This is a genomic window from Neobacillus ginsengisoli (assembly GCF_030813055.1).
This window is the reverse complement of record NZ_JAUSTW010000001.1, coordinates 275,143-296,540: the sequence shown is the minus strand read 5'-3', so window position 1 is coordinate 296,540 and position 21,398 is coordinate 275,143. Positions and strand designations below refer to the sequence as shown.

The following is a 21,398-nucleotide window of genomic DNA, read 5'->3' as shown; positions in this document are numbered from 1 at the left end:
TAAAACAATTTCTCATTCAAGATGTTATGAAAGCGATTTCTCATCTTTATTAACATTTAATAACAAATGAAGATCCTTTAATTGCGCTTCAGATACTTCACCCGGCGCCTCTGTTAACATACAGCTTGCACTGGCTGTTTTTGGAAACGCAATCGTATCCCGTAAGTTGGAGCTTCCCGCAAGAAGCATGACCAAACGGTCTAAACCAAGCGCGATACCCCCATGAGGAGGTGTGCCGTATTCAAAGGCATTCAAAAGGAAACCGAATTGAGCTTTTGCTTCTTCAGGTGTAAAACCAAGGATGCTGAACATTTTTTCTTGAATATGGCGCTCAAAGATCCGGAGTGAACCGCCGCCAAGCTCATATCCATTTAGGACAAGGTCGTACGCTTGGGCACGGACCTTCGAAGGATCTGAATCCAAGTATTCAAGATCCTCCCTGAATGGCATTGTAAACGGATGATGTGCTGCATAATAGCGGCCTTCTTCTTCATCAAATTCGAGTAATGGCCAATCAGTAATCCATAAGAAATTGAACAAGCTTGCATCAATCATATTTAATTCCTTACCAAGCTTCAGCCTCAATGCACCAAGTGCATCGGCAACGACACTTTTCTTGTCGGCAACAAACAGCAATAAATCTCCTTCAGCTGCTTCAAGGCTGGCTTTAAGTGCACTTGCATCTTCTTCCGAAAAGAATTTGGCAATCGGACCTTTCAAGCCGTCAGCTTCCACCTTAAGCCAGGCAAGACCTTTAGCGCCATATACGCCAACAAATTCAGTTAGGGCATCGATGTCTTTTCGAGAATATTTTTCTGCTCCGCCTTTTACATTGATAGCTTTTACTTGGCCGCCGTTTGCAACAGCAGAGGCAAAGACTTTAAAACCGGAATCCTTCACAATTTCAGAAAGATCGACAAGCTCCATTTCAAAGCGGGTATCAGGCTTATCTGAACCATAACGGCTCATTGCTTCATCGTATGTCAAACGCGGGAACGCTGCAGGGATTTCAACACCTTTAACTTCTGTCATCACCTTTGCCATCATCTTTTCCATTAAGCTCATGATGTCTTCCTGGCTTAAGAAGCTAGTTTCGATATCGATTTGGGTAAATTCCGGCTGACGGTCAGCACGTAAGTCCTCATCGCGGAAACAGCGCGCGATTTGATAATAACGCTCAATCCCGCCCACCATTAACAACTGTTTAAAAAGCTGCGGTGACTGTGGAAGTGCGTAGAATTCTCCTGGATGCACACGGCTTGGGACAAGATAGTCACGGGCACCTTCGGGTGTACTTTTTGTTAAAATAGGTGTTTCAATATCAAGAAAGCCTTCCGTATCTAGGAAATCTCTAATTTGCTTTGTAACCTGATGGCGCATTTTTAATGTTTCAAAAATAACCGGGCGGCGGAAATCCAAATAGCGATATTTCAGACGTACATCCTCAGCAACATCTGTTTTATCGGAAATCATAAATGGAGGTGTTTTGGCTTCATTGATAATGGTTACTTTTTCAACTTGCACTTCAATTTTACCGGTTTTTAAATTATCATTTACCGTTCCTGCTTCCCTTGCCACTACTGTTCCTATAACATCAAGAACAAACTCATTACGAATTTTTTCGGCTGTCTGCAGTGCACCACCTGAAACATCAGGATTAAAGACAATTTGAACAATCCCTGAACGGTCTCGGAGATCGATAAAAATTAAGCCGCCAAGGTCACGCCTTTTCTGAACCCATCCTTTTAACGTTACTTTCTCCCCAATTGCTGTTTCTGGAACTTCTCCACAAAAATATGATCTGCCAAACATATGAATCCCCCTTTATGATTACAACTCTTGAAAATATTTAATAAACGAATCAAGGTCTATTTCTACCTGTTCTCCAGTAGCCATATTTTTAACGTTTATTTTATTGTTTTTTAATTCCTCATCGCCAAGAACGGCCACGTACTTGGCTTTTAAGCGGTCAGCAGCTTTAAACTGAGCTTTAATTTTTCTGTCCAAATAATCTCTTTCTGCTGAAAAACCAGCCAATCTAAGCTGCTGCAAAAGGCCTACTGTATAATCCTTCGCTTCGTCACCAAGAGCGGCTAGATAGCAATCGATGCCTTCTGTGATTTCAAGTCCTACTCCTTCGGCATTAAGAGCGGCAATAAAACGTTCAATACTTAAGGCAAAGCCAATTCCGGGCGTTTCTGGGCCCCCGATTTCTTCGGCTAAACCGTTATAACGGCCTCCGCCGCACAAAGTGGTAATCGCCCCGAAGCCTTCAGCATTGCTCATAATTTCAAATGCAGTATGATTGTAATAATCTAAACCTCGAACGAGATTTGGGTCTACTTCAAATGGGATATCTAATTGCGTTAAATACTGTTGTAATTTTTCAAAATAATTTTTTGAAAAATCATTTAAATATTCAATGATAGAAGGTGCTGATTTCATTAGTTCGTGTTCATGGTCGTGTTTACAATCCAATATTCGCAATGGATTTTTTTCAAGACGGTTTTGGCAATCTTTGCAAAACTCGCCAATCCGAGGTTTAAAGTGGTTGACTAACGCATCCCGGTGAGCAGTTCGGCTCTCCTTATCTCCAAGGCTGTTGACGATCAATTTTAGCTTTTTTAAGCCCATTTCTTTATAGAGGTTCATGGCCAGAGAAATAACTTCGGCATCTATTGCCGGATCGTTGCTCCCCAGGGCCTCAATACCAAATTGGACAAACTGACGGAAACGGCCTGCCTGCGGTCGTTCATAGCGAAACATCGGACCCATATAGTACAGCTTTACAGGCTGATTGGCATAGCCAAACATCTTTTTCTCAACAAAGGCCCTTACTGTAGAAGCAGTTCCCTCTGGTCTTAGTGTAATAGACCGGCCGCCCCTGTCTTCAAAGGTGTACATTTCTTTCTGAACAATATCCGTTGTGTCACCGACACCTCTTAAAAAGAGATCTGTATGTTCAAAAATTGGTGTGCGAATTTCGCGGTATTGATATTTCTCACAAAGCTCTCTAGCCTTGTTTTCAATCAGCTGCCATTTTTCTACTTCTCCGGGCAGTATATCCTGCGTTCCTCTTGGAATGCTTATAGACATAGGGGAAATCCTCCTTGTTTATATTTATGTAACAGGGTTTTAAAGAACATAAAAAAACTCCCATCCCTTGTATAAATACAAGGGACGAGAGTTATTAAATTCCCGTGGTGCCACCCTAGTTGAAGGCATGAAACATACGCCTTCCTCTTTTACAGTTAACGCCTGCTAACGTTCATCTCCTACTAAGTACTGAGCTTTTCAGAGAGAAGCCTACGGAGTGTTCATTCATTAAGTATCATGTAGAAATGCTTTCAGCCCGGGGCATTTCCTCTCTTTTCATGTGTTTAGCTTAATTACTATGCTCCATCAATGGTTATTCTCAATTAATTTTATCATTTTATTTATATAATAATACGGAGCATCCATTCCATTGTCAAGTGCGTTTTACGATCTCTCTAAATGTTTTTTTAACTTTCTGACATCATTAATTGTTAATCCAAATTCAGATGCAAGTTCAAATGTATTGGAATTCTGTTCTTTTTGGATAAAATCATGAAAATCAACACCAAAAATCCTTCCATCAATTGACTGAATATTCATTCCCTTTTCACTGGATCTCAAAGCAATTCACCTCTGTCCTATTTACAATTATCTCTATTATTTCCACTATTAACGAAAAACTTGCAGATGATAAACGATTAATTTGTTGGACAATTTTAGCAATTTAGGAATGATTTTCAGCAATTTTTACGTTAAAATGATAGAAATAGAATATATCGGAGGTTTAGATGCTTAGAAAACTTAGTTTCTATTTATTTTGTATTATTATGATTCTTACTGCCTTCCTACCACAGGGAAGAGGGATTGCCGCAAGTAGTTCTATCACCATTTTCACCGACTCAGTCAATGTTCGAGGTGGTCCAAGCCTTAGCTACAATCTAGTAAAACAAGCAAAAAAAGGCGAAAAGTATACTGTTTTAAAAGAACAGGGCGATTGGATTGAGATTGATCTTTCCAACGGAAAAACAGGGTGGATCGCCAACTGGCTGGTTTCAAAAGAATCGGCCAATACAACAACAAACAACGGTATTGTAAACGGAGATAATGTAAATGTCCGAAAGGACTCTTCCTCCGTAAGTCCGATTATTAGAAAACTTTCTAAAGGTACAAGCGTAACTGTTTATTCCACGCAAAACAATTGGGCGCAGATTCAATTCTCCGGTCAAATGGGATGGGTTAACTCTCAATTTATTGACCTTCAAACAAGTTCAGCAAAAGATAGCCATGGGAATGCAACCAAGGGAATTGTTGGCAAGGTTACAGCCAGCAGCCTCAGTATCCGCAGTAGTTCTTCATTGAATGCAAGCGTTCTTGGAACCGTTAAACTTGGACAAAGCTTTACCATTTTAGAAGAGAATAACAATTGGGTCGAAATTGAATATAAAAAAGGAAGTTATGGCTGGGTAGCAGGATGGTATCTTGATAAAAGCACACCTAATTCCTCTACAGAGCAAGCTATTAAAGAAAGTAATATTACAATTTTACAGGATGGTACCAATATCAGAAAAACTCCGAACGTCCAATCAGATGTCGTTCAGCGTGCCAATGAAGGGGATACATTTGCTATAAAAGGAGTAGCGAATGATTGGTATGAAATAACACTGAAAAACGGCTCGAGTGCTTATGTAGCCGGATGGATGGTTTCCATTAATGGCACTGCTCCCCGAATTGAGAAAAATGGAGTAGAACCCTATCTAAAAAACAAAACGATTGTGCTAGATCCCGGTCATGGCGGAGAGGATAACGGTACAACCGGTGCCAGCGGAACACATGAAAAGAATCTAACCATCCGGACTGCTACGCTATTATATAATAAGTTAAAAGCAGCGGGTGCAAATGTATACCTAACAAGAAATGATGATACATATATTCCCCTGCCTTCACGAGTAAGTATTGCCCGGTCTTTACATGCCGATGCCTTTATTAGCCTGCATTATGATAGCAGTACAGACCGAAGCACCCGAGGAATGACAGGCTATTATTATCATTCTTTTCAAAAGCAGTTAGCTAATTATCTATACACATCAACAGTTAATCAAACTAGATTAAAAAACAGGGGCGTCAGTTTTGGGGATTTTCACGTAATTAGAGAAAATAGCCAAATAGCAACCTTGATAGAGTTAGGATATTTAAGCAATCCGGAGGAAGAAATGACCGTGAATTCCGAACAATTTCAGGAAAATGCGGCAACGGGCCTATACAATGGCCTGGCACGTTTTTTTAAAGAGAATTAAAAAAGCTTGGCACCGACCGAACTATGGTGCCAAGCTTTTTTAGGATTTACTTTCTAAAATTAATGTCACCGGACCGTCATTGGTTAATTCCACATCCATCATTGCACCGAATCGGCCTGTCTCAACATGAATGCCTTTTTCCCGCAAGATGCTGTTAAAAGCTTCATACATTTGAAGTGCATGATCAGGTCTTGCCGCTTCCATGAAATTTGGCCTTCTCCCTTTTCGGCAATCCCCGTACAATGTAAATTGGGAAACGGAAAGAATTTCACCGCCAACGTCCACTAATGACAAATTCATTTTTTCTGTTGAATCTTCAAAAATTCGAAGGTTGATAATTTTATCCGCTAAATATGCAGCATCTTCTTCCCTGTCCTCATGCGTTACTCCAACCAAGATGACAAGCCCTTTCGTGATTTGACCGGTAATTTCCCCGTCCACAGTCACTCGGGCACTTCTACTGCGTTGTACCACTACTCGCATTTCATACTCCTTAATTCATGATCCGGCGGACAGAATATATATCCGGAATCTGTTTGATTCGATCAACTATTTTATGCAAATGACTCACATTGTGAATTGCAATCGACATAATAATCGTCGCCATTTTATTTCGGTCAGATCTTCCCGTAACAGCGGAAAAATTTGTTTTCGTTTCATTAACTGCTTGTAAAACCTCATTTAGAAGTCCTCTGCGATCATAACCGCTAATTTCAATATCTACATTATATTCTTTCCGGTCATTTAAGGAAGATTCCCATTCTACAGGAATCAATCTTGATTGGGCATCATTTGAGTCAATGTTAGGACAATCAGAGCGGTGAACAGAAACTCCACGGCCTTTTGTAATAAAGCCCACGATTTCATCTCCCGGAACGGGATTGCAGCATCTTGATAAACGGATTAACAAATTATCAATTCCTGATACACGAACACCGGATTCCCGTTTTTTGGTCGATGAGAAGGACTTTAAATCAGTAATGGCATCCGTAATGCTTGCTGATTGTTCCTGATCCCGCTTCTTGCGCCATTTTTCCGTTAAACGATTAGCGACTTGAAGGGCGGTTACGCCATTATAGCCAACGGCTGCATACATATCATCTTCGTTGGAAAAATTAAACTTTTCGGCAACCTTTTTCAGATTGTCCAGGGTTAAAATTTCTTTAACATCAAACTCCATGTTGCGGATTTCTTTTTCAACAAGCTCTTTTCCTTTATCAACATTCTCATCACGGCGTTGTTTCTTAAAAAACTGACGGATTTTATTTTTAGCCTGTGATGTTTGAGCCAGCTTTAACCAATCCTGACTTGGTCCATAGGAATGTTTGGATGTTAAAATTTCGATGATATCGCCGGTCTTAAGTGTATAATCGAGCGTCACCATCTTGCCGTTCACTTTTGCCCCTATCGTTTTATTGCCAATTTCAGAATGGATTCGATAGGCAAAATCAATAGGAACTGAACCGGACGGCAACTCAATTACGTCCCCTTTTGGGGTAAAAATAAAAACCATATCGGAAAACAGATCGATTTTAAGCGATTCCATGAATTCTTCCGCATTTTGAGTCTCATTTTGAAACTCAAGTATTTCTCTAAACCAGGTCAGCTTTTGTTCAAAAGTAGTACTATCGTTGAGCGCTTTACCTTCTTTATAAGCCCAGTGAGCAGCAATACCGAATTCAGCGATCCGATGCATTTCAAACGTTCTAATTTGTACCTCCAGCGGGTCACCTTTAGGGCCAATCACCGTTGTGTGCAGAGATTGGTACATATTTGGCTTAGGCATCGCGATATAATCTTTAAAACGCCCAGGCATCGGTTTCCAGCATGTATGAATAATCCCTAAAACTGCATAACAATCCTTGATGCTGTTCACAACAATCCTTACTGCCAGCAAATCATAAATTTCACTGAATTGCTTATTTTGTAAAGCCATTTTCCGATATATGCTGTAAATATGCTTAGGTCGACCGGAAAGCTCGGCCTTTATAGAAACTTCACCAAGCCGGCCCTTAACTTCGGCAATCACATCTTCTAAATACTGCTCCCGTTCAGCACGCTTCTTTTTCATTAAGTTTACAATCCGATAATATTGCTGAGGATTTAAATACCTTAATGCAGTATCTTCCAACTCCCATTTAATCTTAGAAATACCAAGACGATGAGCTAAAGGTGCAAAAATTTCAAGTGTTTCATTTGAAATCCGGCGCTGTTTTTCATAGGGAAGATGTTTTAACGTCCGCATATTATGCAAACGGTCTGCAAGCTTGATTAGAATAACCCGGATGTCTTGAGCCATTGCCACAAACATTTTTCTGTGGTTTTCCGCCTGCTGTTCTTCATGTGATTTGTATTTAATTTTTCCTAATTTTGTTACACCGTCGACAAGCATTGCCACTTCGTCATTAAATTCGTTTGAGATGTCCTTTAACGAGACATTCGTATCTTCAACGACGTCGTGAAGAAAACCGGCAGCCACTGTTGCGGGATCCATTTCCAAGTCAGCCAATATACCCGCTACCTGAATGGGATGAATGATGTAGGGCTCACCTGATTTTCTATATTGTTCACGATGAGAGTGTTTAGCAAATTCATAAGCTCTTTTTACTAATTTTACATTCTCTTCGTTTAAATAGGCTGCAACCTTGTCTATGACTTGCTCGGCGGTTAACACTTGATCGTTCGCCATGAAATCACCTTTATTTTCGTCTCATTTTTATTATTTATAAAATGTCATTCTTTAAAATAAAGTTTCTAAATTAGAATGATTGTTACTATTATCGAAAAAAAAAGCTAAGATGTAAAGAGAAAGGGAGATATTTTTCTTAATTTACAAAAAAAATGTCGAAAAATTTTTTCAAGTAACAAATCCGATTGGTTACTTTTGTTATAAGAAGAGAGCACTCATTCACCAGAGTGCTCTCCTTTATGTTAATACTGCATTAATGTTAATACATCATAACCATCAAGTTTTTTTCTGCCTTCTAAGTAAGACAATTCGATTAGGAAAGCGATTCCTGCCACAACTCCGCCAAGCTGCTCGACCAGTTGAATCGTTGCATCAATCGTTCCTCCAGTGGCTAATAAATCATCCGTAATTAGAACGCGTTGTCCCGGTTTAATGGCGTCTTTATGAATCGTTAGGACATCTTTACCATACTCCAGTCCATAGCTTACTTTAACTGTTTCTCTTGGCAGTTTTCCTTCTTTTCGGACCGGTGCGAAACCAACTCCTAATGAATAAGCAACCGGGCAGCCAATAATAAAACCCCGAGCTTCAGGTCCCACAATGAGATCAATTTCTCTTTCTTTCGCATAGGAAACAATTTGGTCTGTTGCATACTTATATGCATCACCATTATCCATTAATGGGGTAATGTCTTTAAATTTTATTCCGGGTTTTGGATAATCCGGTACAATTGTAATAAATTGTTTTAAGTCCATTCTTTTATTGCCTCCTCAATTTCAATCGACTCTTGAATCACTTGATCGAACCAGCCTTTTAATTCCTGAAAGGATGAAAACAACAAATCTCTTTCAAGAGCATATTGTGCCTGTTTTGTTTGATAAGTTCTAGAGTCTGTTAAATCACGCTTTTGCGATGATTGGTTTAAAGTTATAAATCCATTGTTTATTGTAACAAAATCCAGTTCAGAAAACACCTTTGACATGAATATTATCGTTTCCTGTGACCAGCCGCGATGCTTTGCAATTTCATCTGCATAACGCGCAAGGTCAATAGGTCCCTTTTTTAAGAGTAAAGCATAAAACCATTTAAAATGCTCCCTTGTTGGAACAGTGCTGAAAAAATCACTGGATTCTTTATAAAAATAGGTATAAATCCTCGCTGGCTGTTTCCCTTTTATTAAATGGCACAGTATTTCCTTGGAAGGGGGAAAATCCACTAAAACGACATTAGCATCTGTAATATTGACTGTTTTTGCTTCTTCAGGATTACGAATAAAAATTAGTTCGTCCTTCTGACCAGGAATGATTTTTTTAGATTGCTCTTCGTTAAAAACAACTAATTTTCTATTTTCATGTGGGATCGTTTCGGCAATATTGTGAATCCGCTTTACACCTCGATAATCAAATAATTGCCATGAACTCACGGCTATATCCTGTATAAAAATTTGCGGTTTACGGATATTGTTCCATTCATTAACAGATAATTCTCCAATTAATGAAATTTTGGATGATGGAGAAATATGGTCAACTAACGGTCCTAATCCAAATCCAACGCCATCAAGGTTTGAGCCCTCATCATTCATCAGAACCTTTAAATGGTTTTGTTCGCTGCCAATTTTTCTCATGGTTGCAATTTCGACATTTTTGATTAATACTTTCGGCTTAGGATTGTCCATTCCAAATGGGGAAAGGAGATTCATTTCTTCTAAAGCTCTCAAGTTTATATCCTCGAGGCGGATTTCTTCGTCAATCAAGGTAACAGGAATGAAATCATCCTCCGTAAGCTGCTCAATTGCAAGTTTATTTAATCTCGCGCGAAGTTCCGGGACATCTTCAAGCTTAAGTGTCATACCGGCAGCCATCGGGTGTCCGCCAAAGTGCGGCAGAATATCCCGGCACGTTGATAAATTTTGAAAAAGGTCATATCCCGAAATGCTTCGGGCTGATCCCTTCGCTAGCCCTTTATTTTGATCAAAACTTAGGACAATCGTTGGCCTGTAGTATTTTTCAACAAGCCTGGAAGCAACGATTCCAATTACACCTGCATTCCAGCCTTCCTTGCCAATAACAAGTACGCTGTTTGATTCAATAGGAAAGTTCCTCTCGACCTCTTCTATTGCTTCTGCAGTAATGGTATTGACTATTGATTGTCTGGTTTTGTTTAGAGCATCCATTTCTTCCGCCAAACTTGCCGCTTCCAGTGGGTCATCTGTTAGTATGAGCTGAACGGCTAAATCTGCATTTTCCAAACGTCCGACAGCATTAATTCTCGGCGCAAGGGTAAAACCAATTGTTTCTTCATTTATAGATTTTGAATCGACTCCAGCCAATTTAAAAATAGCTTTAAGCCCAATGTTTTTCGTAACTTTTAATTTTTCAAGACCTTTTTTGGCAATCAGACGGTTCTCATCTTTTAGTGAAACTAAATCTGCAATCGTTCCAATTACCGCAATTTCTAGCAAATGCTCAGGAAATTCCCCATAAAGTGCATGGGCCAGTTTGAAAGCCACGCCTACACCTGCAAGCTCACGAAAGGGATAAATACTATCAGGGAGCTTCGGGTGAATAATAGCAAGGGCTTCAGGCAAAACAGGTCCCGGTTCATGGTGATCGGTAATGATTAATTCCAGTCCCAGTTCTTTTGCTGTTGCTGCTTCGTGCACAGCAGCAATTCCGGTATCTACAGTAATAATCAATTTTATTCCATTTTCAGCCGCCTTGCGGAATGCCGCCTCATTTGGTCCATATCCTTCTGTAAAGCGATTAGGAATATAAAAATTTACGTTAGCTCCCAATTCACGAAGTGCAATCATTAATACCGAAGTACTGCTTACTCCATCCGCATCATAATCTCCATAAATAAGGATTGGCTCTTGATTGTTTATGGCTTCATGTATTCTTTTTACCGCAATATCCATTCCTTTAAAAAGGTAAGGATCATGAAATTGTTCCTTCCCAAATAAAAAATACCGTGCAGAATCAACGGTATTTACTCCGCGGTTGACAAGCAGCGATGCAACAAGAGGCGTAATTTTCAATTCATTTTCCAGGACTTTGACTAATTGCTCATCAGTTTTGTTAACAATCCATTTCGTTTTCGACTTTAACATGCCTTTCACCTCTTTAGACCTTTACTATTATACAGGAGAGGAGCCAATGCTTTCAATCAAAAGAAAAAACCGCATAGCTGCGGTTTTTTTAATGGTTACACTTGAGGCTGATCAGAGTATCTTTTCTTTTCTTTGACTGTTTTAATAACGCCTTTTTTCTTTAACTCTCTAGCTTTCAAGACAACCCATAAGGAAGATGCAACCCAAATCGATGAATATACACCTACTAAAAGGCCAACTAGCAACGCAAACGAGAAGTTTCGAATTGCAGGACTACCAAATACTAACAGTGAAATAACCGTAATTAATACCATTAAAACAGTATTTAAGGAACGGGTTAATGTTTGGTGGATACTGGTATTTACAACATCCGCAATATCCTTAAAGGTTTTAAGCCGCTTTTTCTTATGCATATTTTCACGCATCCGGTCAAAGGTAACAATCGTATCATGGATAGAATACCCAACAATCGTTAAAACTGCAGCAATAAAATTCAAGTCTACTTCCAATCTTGTAATACTGAAAAAGGCGATCATAAAGAAAGCATCATGCAGCATGGCGGCAATTGCAGCGATCGCCATATAGATCTCGAAACGGATTGTTAAATAAATAATGATCCCAATTGAAGCAATTAAAACAGCAATAATGGCATTTTTCGCCAACTCTTTTCCTACTGTTGGTGAAACAGTACTTACGTTTGGCTCTGATCCATATTCTTTTTTAAAGGCTGTCTTTAATTTAGCTATTTCATTTTTTGATAAGACGCCAATTAAACGGGCTGCCCCTATTTCATTGTTCTTACCTGAAAGGACAATATCATCTGTTTTTAGATTCAATTTTTCAAATGAACTTTTTATTTGCTCTGTCGTAACCGGCGATTTTGAAAGGACTTCCACTCGGGTACCGCTCGTAAAATCAATAGCAAGATTCAAACGCAAGACAATGAGCAAAATTAGTCCAACAGTAAGAAGAGTTCCTGAAATCCAGAAAAATTTCTTTCTATTCTTAACAAAATCAATTTTATCAAATTTCGTCGGAAGATCCAGTGTGTCATAGTTTTCCGAAATATCTTTAATTTCAGCTTGTTTCACACCGAACCAGCTTGGTTTTTTATTTAAGAACCGGCTGTGTACCCATAGTCCGAGTAATAATCGTGAACCGTAAACGGCAGTTAAGAAGCTCATGACAACACTCAAAATTAGCATTGTTGCAAACCCTTTAACAGAGCTTGTCCCATAAAAGAATAAAACCGACGCTGTCAAAATGGTATTTAAGTTGGAATCCAGAATCGCTGTAAATGCGTTTTTTTCTCCGGCCTGAAACGCTGATTTAATGGACTTCCCAACCTTAATCTCTTCTTTTATTCGTTCATACGTAATAATATTCGCATCGACGGCCATACCGACACCGAGAATTAATGCGGCAATACCCGGCAATGTCAGGACCCCATTCATCCAGTCGAAAATTAACAAAATTAAATAAATATAGATGCTTAATGATACAACAGCAATGAAACCAGGGAAACGGTAATACACTAGCATAAATAGATAGATGATCGCAATACCGATCATACCAGCCAATACTGTATCATGTAAGGCCTGCGCCCCAAATTTAGCTCCAATGGAAGTTGAATAAACCTCTTTCAGTTTTACCGGAAGCGCTCCCGCATTTAAAAGAGAAGCTAAAGTTTGCGCTTCAGTTGCAGTGAAATTACCGACAATACTAACAGTATTTTGGTTAAATACTTGCGAAACAGATGGAGCAGACAAATATTTTGGTTTTTTCTTTGTTACTTCATTTTTAAAAGAGTCTTTTCCTTGGACAAAGTCAAGCCAAATAACAAGTACATTATTTGGAGTATCTTTAACAATTTCTTGGGTTACTTTTCGGAATTTATCAGCACTTTTTAATGTTAGAGAAACACTGGGTTTCCCATTTTCATCAAAGGTTTGCTTCGCCCCGCCTTGTTTTAAATCCGTCCCATCCATCATTAATTTATCATTATAATCACGGAATGTTAGGTTGGCTTGGGTGGACAAGATTTCACGTGCTTTATTTTGGTCGCTGACGCCGGCAAGCTGAACGCGAATTCGATTATTGCCTTCAATTTGTATACTCGGTTCACTTACCCCAAGGACATTGATCCGCTTATCTAGTGCTTGCGCCGTACTCGCCAGCACATCTTTATCAATTTTTTGTCCTTTCTTGGCCGGTTGAACTTCATACAATACTTCAAATCCGCCCTGAAGGTCGAGCCCAAGCTTCATTTTGTTGATAATGTTTTTTGTTGTAACTCCCATGGTACTTCCTACAAGTAAAATAACAAGCAGGAAAGCAACGATTCTACTGCGTTTAACCATTATGTATTGTTCCTCCTTAGGGTTTGAGAAAAAGCAAATTGACGTTAGGCCTTATACAAAAATAATAAAAAATGTCATTGCCTCCATTATGAAATAAGATAGAAAAGCTGTCAATTTACAAAAAAAAATGAAAATGGCGCAATACGTATTCCTATTTCAATAGCTCTTTCCATTCGTTTTCATCATCCATGGAGAACTCGGTTGTTTTATATGTTTGAATGGTTGTAAAGCTCATATAATCACTTACTTTAACATTCAGAATATCTTGGATAATTTCATATAATCTGATTTCTTCATTTACCTTCTTCCATTTCTTCATAATCAAAAATTCCCAAAGCCCATCTTCCGAAACTGAATCGTAACCGAGCAATCGAAACTCCGATAGTTTACTAGCTAATGCGGGTTGTACCTGGGTGCGAAAATGATTGTATTTGTGGCTTTTCTCCATTGTAACTGCCTCCCCGACATGTGTTTGTACCATTTTAATTGTTCTTTTAAAAAAGGAGCCTCCGTTGTCATGCTTTGTCCACCCTTGTGCATATAGTTAATTGTATATGAATTCTTCTTTTTTGAGAAGGTGGGAAGTAGAATGTCAAAGTTTTTAAAAGGGACTTTCATCCTGTTAATTGCAGGATTTTTTACAAGAATTCTCGGTTTTATTAATCGTATTGTCATAGCTCGAAGCATCGGTGAAGAAGGCGTTGGCTTGTATATGATGGCCTTCCCCACATTTATCCTAGTTGTAACGATTACCCAGCTCGGGCTGCCCGTTGCTATTTCCAAAAATATAGCAGAAGCTGAGGCAAGAGGGGACCATGCTGAAATAAAAAAAATTCTGGTCGTATCACTCGCAACAACCTTAACACTCTCTATTATTTTTACTCCGGCCTTAATTCTACTTGCACCAATCTTGTCAACAACGCTGTTTACTGATCCAAGAACATACTACCCTTTAGTAGCCATTGCACCGGTTGTTCCCGTAATCGCTGTTTCTTCGGTGTTAAGAGGATACTTCCAAGGAAGGCAGAACATGCGGCCAGCTGCCAATTCACAAATATTGGAACAGCTTGTGAGAATCACGTTAATCGCTGTAATGACAAAAGCGTTCCTTCCTTATGGGATTGAATATGCTGCTGCAGCTGCAATGGTTGCATCCGTTATCGGAGAATTAGTTTCACTCTTGTATTTAATGACAGCTTTTAAATTAAAAAAACGGTTTAGACTTAGAAAAGATTTTTTCCAATTTGTCCAAAAAGGGAAGCAGACATTTAAAGATTTAATGGATATTTCCTTACCTACAATGGGGAGCAGAATGATTGGTTCGGTAGCTTGGTTTTTTGAACCGATTGTCGTTGCCCACAGTCTAGCCCTTGCGGGTGTTGCTGCGATCGAGGCCACTAAACAGTACGGAGCCTTAACCGGCTATGCTCTGCCGCTTTTAATGCTTCCATCATTTGTTACTTTTTCGTTAGCTACCTCTCTTGTCCCAGCCATTAGCGAAGCCAATACGCAAAATAACCGTAAATTGATCGAATACCGACTACAACAGGCACTACGGTTCGCCTTTTTAACCGGTGGACTAGCAGTGATTGTCCTCTACGTATTGGCTGACCCGCTCATGCAGTTAATGTATGGATCAGCGAAGGGATCCTATTTTATTCGTTTAATGGCACCGTTCTTTTTATTTTATTACTATCAGGGTCCCTTACAAGCTGTATTACAGGCATTAAATCTTGCAAGGGCTGCAATGATTAATAGTTTAATCGGCGCGATCGTTAAAACCGCTGTAATTTTTTTATTGGCTTCCCAGCCAACATTCGGAATTACTGGCGCTGCATTAGGGATTATCGTTGGATTCGTTCTAGTAACGGTCCTTCACTTTGCCACCGTATTAAAGAAAATTGCTTTTTCCTTCTATATACGTGACTATTTAAAAGCATTTCTTGTGATGGGTGCATCAGGCTGGCTAGGCTATTGGCTTTTTGAAAATATTCTCTTGAATGAACATTTAGCATTTCGAGTATTAACCTCTACAGTGGGAATGTCGGTCTCCTATGTGGTTTTATTGCTGTTGTTTGGTCTTATTAAGAAGGACGAGTTAAAAAGGATCCCTTGGATCCGTAGATTTTGGGCGTTTCGTTAGCTTAAAAGAAGACACACCATGTGTGTCTTCTTTATTACTCATCTTCGATATCGATAAAAAACTTTCCGTTTTCATAGCTGCAAAACGATATTTTCTTAATATCGCGGTAGCCCTTTTTCTTTAATTCTTGACGCAGCCATAGGTTCGTTTTGTTTATCCGTTTCAAATTTTCCTCTTCAATGGCACCGTCCATAATCAATGGGATGGTAATATCACCATTCTTTTTCGGTTTTTTAGGGTCCTGTAATTTTTCAATAACAGATAAACGGCCCGAAGACTCTAATATAGCAAATTCAACGTCGGCAATACTGCGAATGTCCTTTTCTCTTAATTGTGACATTAAATCATCAAAATTGTAGCGCTGCTTTCTCATTGCCTCCTCATCAATTTTCCCTCTATTAATAATGATACTTGGCTGACCATCGACGAGATTACGAAATTTTTTACTTTTTAAAGAAACGATTGCAAGTGTGATTTGAATAAACATTAGTAAAACCATTGGAACCATTGTATGAAGCAGAGGGTCTTTCGTATTTTCAATTGCAATGACTGCCATCTCACCAATCATAATAAAGACCACAAGATCAAGGATGCTTAACTCCCCGATTTCCCTCTTGCCCATTAAACGGAAAATTACTAACATAAGTAAATATAAAAATAAAGTTCGAAACCCAATACTCAAATATGTTCCCACTTATTGTCGCCCCTTTTTTCCCATTCAAATATATTGTGGGCAAACTAACACAAAACATAATAGGAATAATATTCCAAATGAAAGCCAGCAACAGTTGAAAATTTAATTCTACATTTATCCCTTAAAGAATATGCTTGTACTAGGAAAGATACTGTTTTCCTTAGTTTTGATACTTAAAGAAAAATAAGTCTGCCTAAAAGGCAATTAAAGGGGGAGAGAACCATCGAATCAAAAAGCTTTGGTACATCAATTTTGTACGGATTAATCTTTATCTTTTTATTTGCAGGCGTCTGCAGCTTTATTTTTGCTTTCATTCTTAGATTTACGTCCGCACGAGAAACATCAGTACAATACATTATCACGGCAGTTTCATTTATTGCTCTGTTCGGCGGCGGATTTTTATCCGGAGGGAAACGTAAAGAAAAAGGTTGGTTAATCGGGGGAGTAACAGGATTAATTTACACGCTGGTTATCTTTTTGTTCCAATACTTAGGCTATGACCGCTTATTTTCTGCTCAGCAAGTAATCTATCATACTTGTTACACATTGATTGCGATGATGGGTGGAATATTAGGAGTGAATGTTTCGTCGAATAATACCCGATCTATTTAATAATTAAAAAGGAAGCCATTTACATTTGGCTTCCTTTTTTGTATGGTTTTATTTTTCAAGATTTACTTCTTTCGTAACTTCCTTACTAGGTTCAGTTACTTCACGAATAGCTGAGCGGTCATATGTTAGACGGCTTCCGTCTCCACATTTAATTACAACCTTACTGTCGTCAATTGAATCTACAAAACCATGTAGACCACCAATCGTAACAATCTTATCACCCTTTTTTAAAGAGCTTTGCATTTGTGAAACCGATTTTTGGCGTTTTTGCTGTGGTCGAATTAATAGAAAATAAAACAACACAAACATTAATATTAATGGAATGATTGTACCAATTTGTCCCATTCTTGTTTCCCTCCTTTCAAAAATGTCTATTAGAAATTTTTCGCGTTTGGCTTATTAAAGCCATAACGTTCAAAAAACTCTTCTCGGAAATCACCAAGTCTGTCTTCCATAATGGCTTGTCTGACTTGCTCCATTAATCTTAACAGAAAATAGAGATTATGGTAAGACGTTAATCGAATTCCAAAAGTTTCATCACAGCGAATGAGATGGCGAATGTATGCTCTGCTATAGTTTCGGCATGTATAGCAGTCGCAATTTTCATCAAGCGGGCCAAAATCCCGGGCAAATTTTGCATTTTTGACAACCAGCCGGCCGGTACTTGTCATCAATGTGCCATTTCGGGCAATCCTTGTTGGCAGTACACAGTCAAACATATCAATCCCGCGAATGGATCCATCAATTAACGAATCCGGAGATCCGACTCCCATTAAATAACGCGGTTTATTGGATGGCAAGAGTGGTGTAGTGAACTCAAGCACCCGATTCATGACATCCTTTGGTTCCCCAACAGATAATCCCCCGACAGCATATCCGGGAAAATCAAGAGAAGTGAGGTCTTTGGCACTTAGCTTACGGAGTTCCTCATATTCTCCTCCTTGGACGATCCCAAATAGCCCTTGGTCTTCGGGACGCTGATGTGCTTTTAAACACCGTTCCGCCCATCTTGAGGTCCGTTCCACTGATTTTTGCATATATTCAAAAGTTGCAGGATATGGCGGACATTCATCAAAGGCCATCATGATATCAGAGCCAAGCGCATTTTGAATTTCCATCGCTTTTTCAGGTGATAAAAATAACTTTTCACCACTCATATGATTGCGGAAATGAACGCCTTCTTCTTCAATCTTGCGAAACTCGCTTAAACTGAAAACCTGGAACCCGCCTGAATCCGTTAAAATCGCCCGGTCCCAATTCATAAACTTATGAAGACCGCCGGCCTCCTTAATAATGTCATGGCCTGGGCGGAGCCATAGATGATAGGTGTTACTTAAAATTATACCGGCGCCCATTTCTTTTAAATCTTCCGGAGCCATCGTTTTTACCGTTGCAAGAGTTCCAACTGGCATAAATGCAGGTGTTTCAAATGAACCATGCGGTGTATGTACTCTGCCAAGACGGGCACCCGTTTGTTTACAAGTTTTAATTAATTCATAACGAATTGCGCTCAATTTACTTTCTCCTTCCTTATGCATAACCTAGATGATCAACATTGCATCGCCAAAACTGAAAAAGCGGTATCGCTCTTCAACTGCGGTATTATAGGCATGCAAAATATTTTCTCTTCCGGCCAAGGCACTAACGAGCATAATCAAGGTCGATTTTGGCAAATGGAAATTTGTTATCATGCCATCGATTGCCTTAAAGGTATACCCAGGATAAATAAAAATATTCGTCCAGCCGTTGCCTTCAATAAACTGTCCATCATTAGCAGAGGCAATTGTCTCTAACGTCCTGGTGGAGGTTGTACCAACAGTAATGATTCTGCCTCCCTTGTTTCTTACTTCATTCAAAAGTCGGGCCGTTCCTTCGGATACGATGTAAAACTCTGAGTGCATATCATGTTCTAAAACATCATCAACGCTCACAGGTCTAAACGTTCCAAGACCTACATGCAGTGTGATAAATGCAACATGAACACCTTTTTCCTTTACCTCATTCAATAAGCTTTCAGTAAAGTGAAGACCAGCCGTTGGGGCAGCTGCTGAACCCGGCTCGCGGGCATAAACCGTCTGATAGCGGTCACGATCGTCTAACTGCTCTTTAATATAAGGCGGAAGCGGCATTTCTCCCAATTGATCCAGTACCTCGTAAAAAATCCCCTCATATTTGAAATCGAATATTCTGCCGCCATGTTCAGAGGTTCCTGTACATTCCGCGGTAAGAAGACCTTCACCGAAATCAATTACCGTTCCTTCCTTCACTCGCTTGGCAGGCTTTACAAGCGTTTCCCACTGATCACCTTCCAGCTGTTTCAAAAGTAACACTTCAATTTTTGCCCCTGTATCTTTTTTGACGCCAAAAAGGCGTGCAGGAAGAACCTTGGTATCATTTAACACAAGGCAGTCCCCTTCACGCAAATACTCAGTAATATTTTTAAAAATTTCATGCTTTATTTCGCCTGTTTCTTTATTCAAAACCATCAAGCGGCTATCTGTCCGATTTTTCAAAGGGACTTGAGCAATTAGTTCTTCAGGCAAATGGAAATCAAACAAATCTACTTTCATAAAAATAACATCCTTACTTTATCGAAATCGTCCTATTAAATAAAAAATAACAGATAAAATGATACTTACTGCAATTGATGTGATTATCGGAAAATAAAAAACGGTATTTCCCTTTTTAATCACAATATCCCCCGGCAGTTTTCCAAAATGCAAAAACGACATCAAAAACCCGATGATAAAAATAAGCGCACCAATAATCATGAGCGTTTTTGAAAATGGCGTCACGGGCCCGGCACCTCCATTCCAAAATGGTGATAAACGGCACCTGTTATCACTCTTCCCCGGGGAGTTCTTTGTAAAAAGCCAATTTGCAGCAAATACGGTTCATAAACATCTTCAATCGTTTCAGCTTCTTCACCGATAGACGCAGCAATTGTATCAAGACCCACCGGACCGCCGCGGAATTTTTCAATAATTCCTTTAAGTAATTTATGGTCAATATGATCGAGTCCCAACCGGTCGACTTGCAGAAGCTCTAAAGCTTCCTTGGCCAGAACAAGATTAATTTCACCGTTGCCTTTAACTTGGGCGAAATCCCGGACCCTACGCAGAAGGCGGTTCGCAATCCTCGGGGTTCCCCTTGCTCTTCTGGCAATTTCAGCTGCCGAAGGATCATCAATTTGGGTCTCAAATAACTCAGCGGTTCTCTTAACAATACTTTTTAGCTGGTCTTCCTTATAATACTCGAGACGGCTCAAAACTCCAAATCTGTCCCTTAGCGGTGCTGACAAAGAGCCGGCCCTTGTCGTTGCCCCAACCAATGTGAAGGGCGGAAGGTCCAGGCGCACGGAACGGGCACTGGGACCTTTACCAATGACGATATCGAGACAAAAATCCTCCATTGCCGGGTACAGCACCTCTTCAATTGTTCTTGGTAACCGATGAATTTCATCAATAAATAAGACATCCCCCGGCTCAAGTGCTGTCAAAATCGCCGCTAAATCGCCGGGGCGCTCAATCGCAGGCCCTGAGGTTGTTCGGATATTGACACCCATCTCATTTGCGATGATGACCGCAAGTGTCGTTTTCCCTAATCCCGGTGGTCCGTAAAGGAGGACATGGTCTAACGTTTCCCTGCGAAGTCTCGCCGCTTCAATAAAAATTTCAAGGTTCTTCTTTACTGTATCTTGTCCGATATATTGTTTTAAGGTTTGGGGCCTGAGACTTTGTTCGATCGTTACCTCACTCTGGTTCGCTTCACTAGAAATAATCCTGTCTTCCATGAATCATCACCTTATTTTAAAAGCCGCTGCAGGGCTTTTTTAATGTATTGGTCTGTGGATAACTTTTCTTTACGTAATTCAGGTGAAATCTTTTTAATTTCTTTTTCTGAATAACCGAGGGCTTTCAAAGCGAGAATTGCTTCTTCAAAGGCCGTGTTGGATGAAGATTTTGTTTGAACAGCAAAGGAATCAGCATTAAATAAATTAGGAAAATAGTCGGGTACAATATCCTGTAATTTTCCTTTTAAATCAAGGATCATTTGCCTTGCTGTTTTTTTCCCGACTCCCGGGAATTTTATAAGGAAGCCTTCATCTTCATTTTCAATTGCTGAGACCACCTGCTGCACTTCACCGGATGCCAAAATCGCCAGTGCTCCTTTAGGCCCGATACCGGAAACATTTAATAATTTAGTAAAAAGTTTTTTTTCTTCTCTTGATTCGAATCCGTACAAGGCCATTAAGTCCTCGCGAACGTAATGATAGGTAAATACAGTAATCTGACTATCCATTTTACTGGAATATATAAATGGATTTGGTGTTGCAATTTGATAGCCAATCCCATTATTCTCAATCACTATATATTCAGGCCCGACAAACTCAACGGTCCCTTTGATAAATTCGTACAATACCATTCTCTCCTCTAACGTCATCCCTATCTCAGAAAGCTT

Annotated in this window: 19 protein-coding genes and 1 other annotated feature; of the genes, 3 read left to right on the top strand and 16 right to left on the bottom strand. The window is 39.6% G+C overall.

The genetic code is table 11. From position 1 onward, the window contains the following. Nucleotides 1–24: 24 nt before the first annotated feature. The 3 genes from aspS to J2S10_RS01495 form a co-directional block, all read right to left on the bottom strand. Nucleotides 25–1,812, bottom strand: a complete 1,788-nt coding sequence (gene aspS / locus J2S10_RS01505) for an aspartate--tRNA ligase (protein ID WP_307403945.1) — start codon at nt 1,810–1,812, stop codon at nt 25–27. Between the two features lie 18 nt (nt 1,813–1,830). Continuing rightward, a complete protein-coding gene (gene hisS, locus J2S10_RS01500; protein WP_307403943.1) occupies nt 1,831–3,096 on the bottom strand; it encodes a histidine--tRNA ligase in 1,266 nt (421 codons plus the stop codon). Nucleotides 3,097–3,173: 77 nt separating this feature from the next. Next, nucleotides 3,174–3,415 (bottom strand) — a binding site (T-box leader). A gap of 65 nt (nt 3,416–3,480) precedes the next feature. Further along, the gene (locus J2S10_RS01495) at nt 3,481–3,657 is read right to left on the bottom strand and encodes a hypothetical protein (protein ID WP_307403941.1); all 177 of its coding nucleotides are present in this window, start codon (nt 3,655–3,657) and stop codon (nt 3,481–3,483) included. 167 nt (nt 3,658–3,824) lie between these two features. Between J2S10_RS01495 and J2S10_RS01490 the strand changes: the two genes are divergently transcribed. Continuing rightward, nucleotides 3,825–5,330, top strand: a complete 1,506-nt coding sequence (locus J2S10_RS01490) for an SH3 domain-containing protein (protein WP_307403939.1) — start codon at nt 3,825–3,827, stop codon at nt 5,328–5,330. 39 nt (nt 5,331–5,369) lie between these two features. On the opposite strand, the gene dtd is transcribed toward J2S10_RS01490, so the two are convergent. From dtd to J2S10_RS01460, 6 genes are all read right to left on the bottom strand, one after another. Next, on the bottom strand, nt 5,370–5,813 hold the full coding sequence (gene dtd / locus J2S10_RS01485; RefSeq protein WP_307403937.1) for a D-aminoacyl-tRNA deacylase: 444 nt from the start codon (nt 5,811–5,813) through the stop codon (nt 5,370–5,372). A 10-nt stretch (nt 5,814–5,823) separates the two neighbouring features. Beyond that, nucleotides 5,824–8,019, bottom strand: coding sequence for a RelA/SpoT family protein (locus J2S10_RS01480; RefSeq protein ID WP_307403935.1), 2,196 nt, complete (start codon nt 8,017–8,019; stop codon nt 5,824–5,826). Between the two features lie 242 nt (nt 8,020–8,261). Next, nucleotides 8,262–8,774, bottom strand: a complete 513-nt coding sequence (locus J2S10_RS01475; RefSeq protein ID WP_307403933.1) for an adenine phosphoribosyltransferase — start codon at nt 8,772–8,774, stop codon at nt 8,262–8,264. Beyond that, nucleotides 8,765–11,128: a single-stranded-DNA-specific exonuclease RecJ gene (gene recJ, locus J2S10_RS01470; protein ID WP_307403931.1), complete on the bottom strand. Its 2,364-nt coding sequence runs from the start codon at nt 11,126–11,128 to the stop codon at nt 8,765–8,767. The genes J2S10_RS01475 and recJ overlap by 10 nt, the downstream gene beginning before the upstream one ends. Nucleotides 11,129–11,223: 95 nt before the next feature. After that, nucleotides 11,224–13,488 (bottom strand): protein translocase subunit SecDF, encoded by a 2,265-nt coding sequence (gene secDF / locus J2S10_RS01465; RefSeq protein ID WP_307403929.1) that lies wholly within the window; start codon nt 13,486–13,488, stop codon nt 11,224–11,226. Between the two features lie 151 nt (nt 13,489–13,639). Then, nucleotides 13,640–13,936: a post-transcriptional regulator gene (locus J2S10_RS01460; RefSeq protein ID WP_307403927.1), complete on the bottom strand. Its 297-nt coding sequence runs from the start codon at nt 13,934–13,936 to the stop codon at nt 13,640–13,642. 141 nt (nt 13,937–14,077) lie between these two features. On the opposite strand from J2S10_RS01460, the gene spoVB reads away from it, so the two are divergent. Beyond that, complete coding sequence (gene spoVB, locus J2S10_RS01455) at nt 14,078–15,631, top strand: stage V sporulation protein B (RefSeq protein WP_307403925.1); 1,554 nt, start codon at nt 14,078–14,080, stop codon at nt 15,629–15,631. Between the two features lie 34 nt (nt 15,632–15,665). Here spoVB and J2S10_RS01450 read toward each other — a convergent pair whose 3' ends face one another. Then, on the bottom strand, nt 15,666–16,325 hold the full coding sequence (locus J2S10_RS01450) for a DUF421 domain-containing protein (protein WP_307403923.1): 660 nt from the start codon (nt 16,323–16,325) through the stop codon (nt 15,666–15,668). 252 nt (nt 16,326–16,577) lie between these two features. Between J2S10_RS01450 and J2S10_RS01445 the strand changes: the two genes are divergently transcribed. Further along, nucleotides 16,578–16,937: a TIGR04086 family membrane protein gene (locus tag J2S10_RS01445; protein WP_307403921.1), complete on the top strand. Its 360-nt coding sequence runs from the start codon at nt 16,578–16,580 to the stop codon at nt 16,935–16,937. 48 nt (nt 16,938–16,985) lie between these two features. On the opposite strand, the gene yajC is transcribed toward J2S10_RS01445, so the two are convergent. Genes yajC through ruvA form a run of 6 tightly spaced genes read right to left on the bottom strand, consistent with a single transcriptional unit; the run spans nt 16,986 to nt 21,356 of the window. Then, nucleotides 16,986–17,282, bottom strand: a complete 297-nt coding sequence (gene yajC / locus J2S10_RS01440; protein ID WP_307403919.1) for a preprotein translocase subunit YajC — start codon at nt 17,280–17,282, stop codon at nt 16,986–16,988. Between the two features lie 29 nt (nt 17,283–17,311). Beyond that, complete coding sequence (gene tgt / locus J2S10_RS01435) at nt 17,312–18,451, bottom strand: tRNA guanosine(34) transglycosylase Tgt (protein ID WP_307403918.1); 1,140 nt, start codon at nt 18,449–18,451, stop codon at nt 17,312–17,314. A 27-nt stretch (nt 18,452–18,478) separates the two neighbouring features. Further along, the gene (gene queA / locus J2S10_RS01430) at nt 18,479–19,507 is read right to left on the bottom strand and encodes a tRNA preQ1(34) S-adenosylmethionine ribosyltransferase-isomerase QueA (RefSeq protein WP_307403917.1); all 1,029 of its coding nucleotides are present in this window, start codon (nt 19,505–19,507) and stop codon (nt 18,479–18,481) included. An 18-nt stretch (nt 19,508–19,525) separates the two neighbouring features. Continuing rightward, on the bottom strand, nt 19,526–19,732 hold the full coding sequence (locus J2S10_RS01425) for a DUF2905 domain-containing protein (RefSeq protein ID WP_307403915.1): 207 nt from the start codon (nt 19,730–19,732) through the stop codon (nt 19,526–19,528). Continuing rightward, on the bottom strand, nt 19,729–20,730 hold the full coding sequence (ruvB, locus tag J2S10_RS01420) for a Holliday junction branch migration DNA helicase RuvB (protein ID WP_307403913.1): 1,002 nt from the start codon (nt 20,728–20,730) through the stop codon (nt 19,729–19,731). The genes J2S10_RS01425 and ruvB overlap by 4 nt, the downstream gene beginning before the upstream one ends. An 11-nt stretch (nt 20,731–20,741) precedes the next feature. Then, on the bottom strand, nt 20,742–21,356 hold the full coding sequence (gene ruvA, locus J2S10_RS01415) for a Holliday junction branch migration protein RuvA (protein WP_307403911.1): 615 nt from the start codon (nt 21,354–21,356) through the stop codon (nt 20,742–20,744). Nucleotides 21,357–21,398: the final 42 nt, after the last annotated feature.

What these genes read in the sequence shown, in the direction of transcription:
- aspS (WP_307403945.1), bottom strand. Translation starts at nt 1,812, where the DNA reads ATGTTTGGCAGATCATATTTTTGTGGAGAAGTTCCAGAAACAGCAATT.
- hisS (WP_307403943.1), bottom strand. Translation starts at nt 3,096, where the DNA reads ATGTCTATAAGCATTCCAAGAGGAACGCAGGATATACTGCCCGGAGAA.
- J2S10_RS01490 (WP_307403939.1), top strand. Translation starts at nt 3,825, where the DNA reads ATGCTTAGAAAACTTAGTTTCTATTTATTTTGTATTATTATGATTCTT.
- dtd (WP_307403937.1), bottom strand. Translation starts at nt 5,813, where the DNA reads ATGCGAGTAGTGGTACAACGCAGTAGAAGTGCCCGAGTGACTGTGGAC.
- J2S10_RS01480 (WP_307403935.1), bottom strand. Translation starts at nt 8,019, where the DNA reads ATGGCGAACGATCAAGTGTTAACCGCCGAGCAAGTCATAGACAAGGTT.
- J2S10_RS01475 (WP_307403933.1), bottom strand. Translation starts at nt 8,774, where the DNA reads ATGGACTTAAAACAATTTATTACAATTGTACCGGATTATCCAAAACCC.
- recJ (WP_307403931.1), bottom strand. Translation starts at nt 11,128, where the DNA reads ATGTTAAAGTCGAAAACGAAATGGATTGTTAACAAAACTGATGAGCAA.
- secDF (WP_307403929.1), bottom strand. Translation starts at nt 13,488, where the DNA reads ATGGTTAAACGCAGTAGAATCGTTGCTTTCCTGCTTGTTATTTTACTT.
- J2S10_RS01460 (WP_307403927.1), bottom strand. Translation starts at nt 13,936, where the DNA reads ATGGAGAAAAGCCACAAATACAATCATTTTCGCACCCAGGTACAACCC.
- spoVB (WP_307403925.1), top strand. Translation starts at nt 14,078, where the DNA reads ATGTCAAAGTTTTTAAAAGGGACTTTCATCCTGTTAATTGCAGGATTT.
- yajC (WP_307403919.1), bottom strand. Translation starts at nt 17,282, where the DNA reads ATGGGACAAATTGGTACAATCATTCCATTAATATTAATGTTTGTGTTG.
- queA (WP_307403917.1), bottom strand. Translation starts at nt 19,507, where the DNA reads ATGAAAGTAGATTTGTTTGATTTCCATTTGCCTGAAGAACTAATTGCT.
- ruvB (WP_307403913.1), bottom strand. Translation starts at nt 20,730, where the DNA reads ATGGAAGACAGGATTATTTCTAGTGAAGCGAACCAGAGTGAGGTAACG.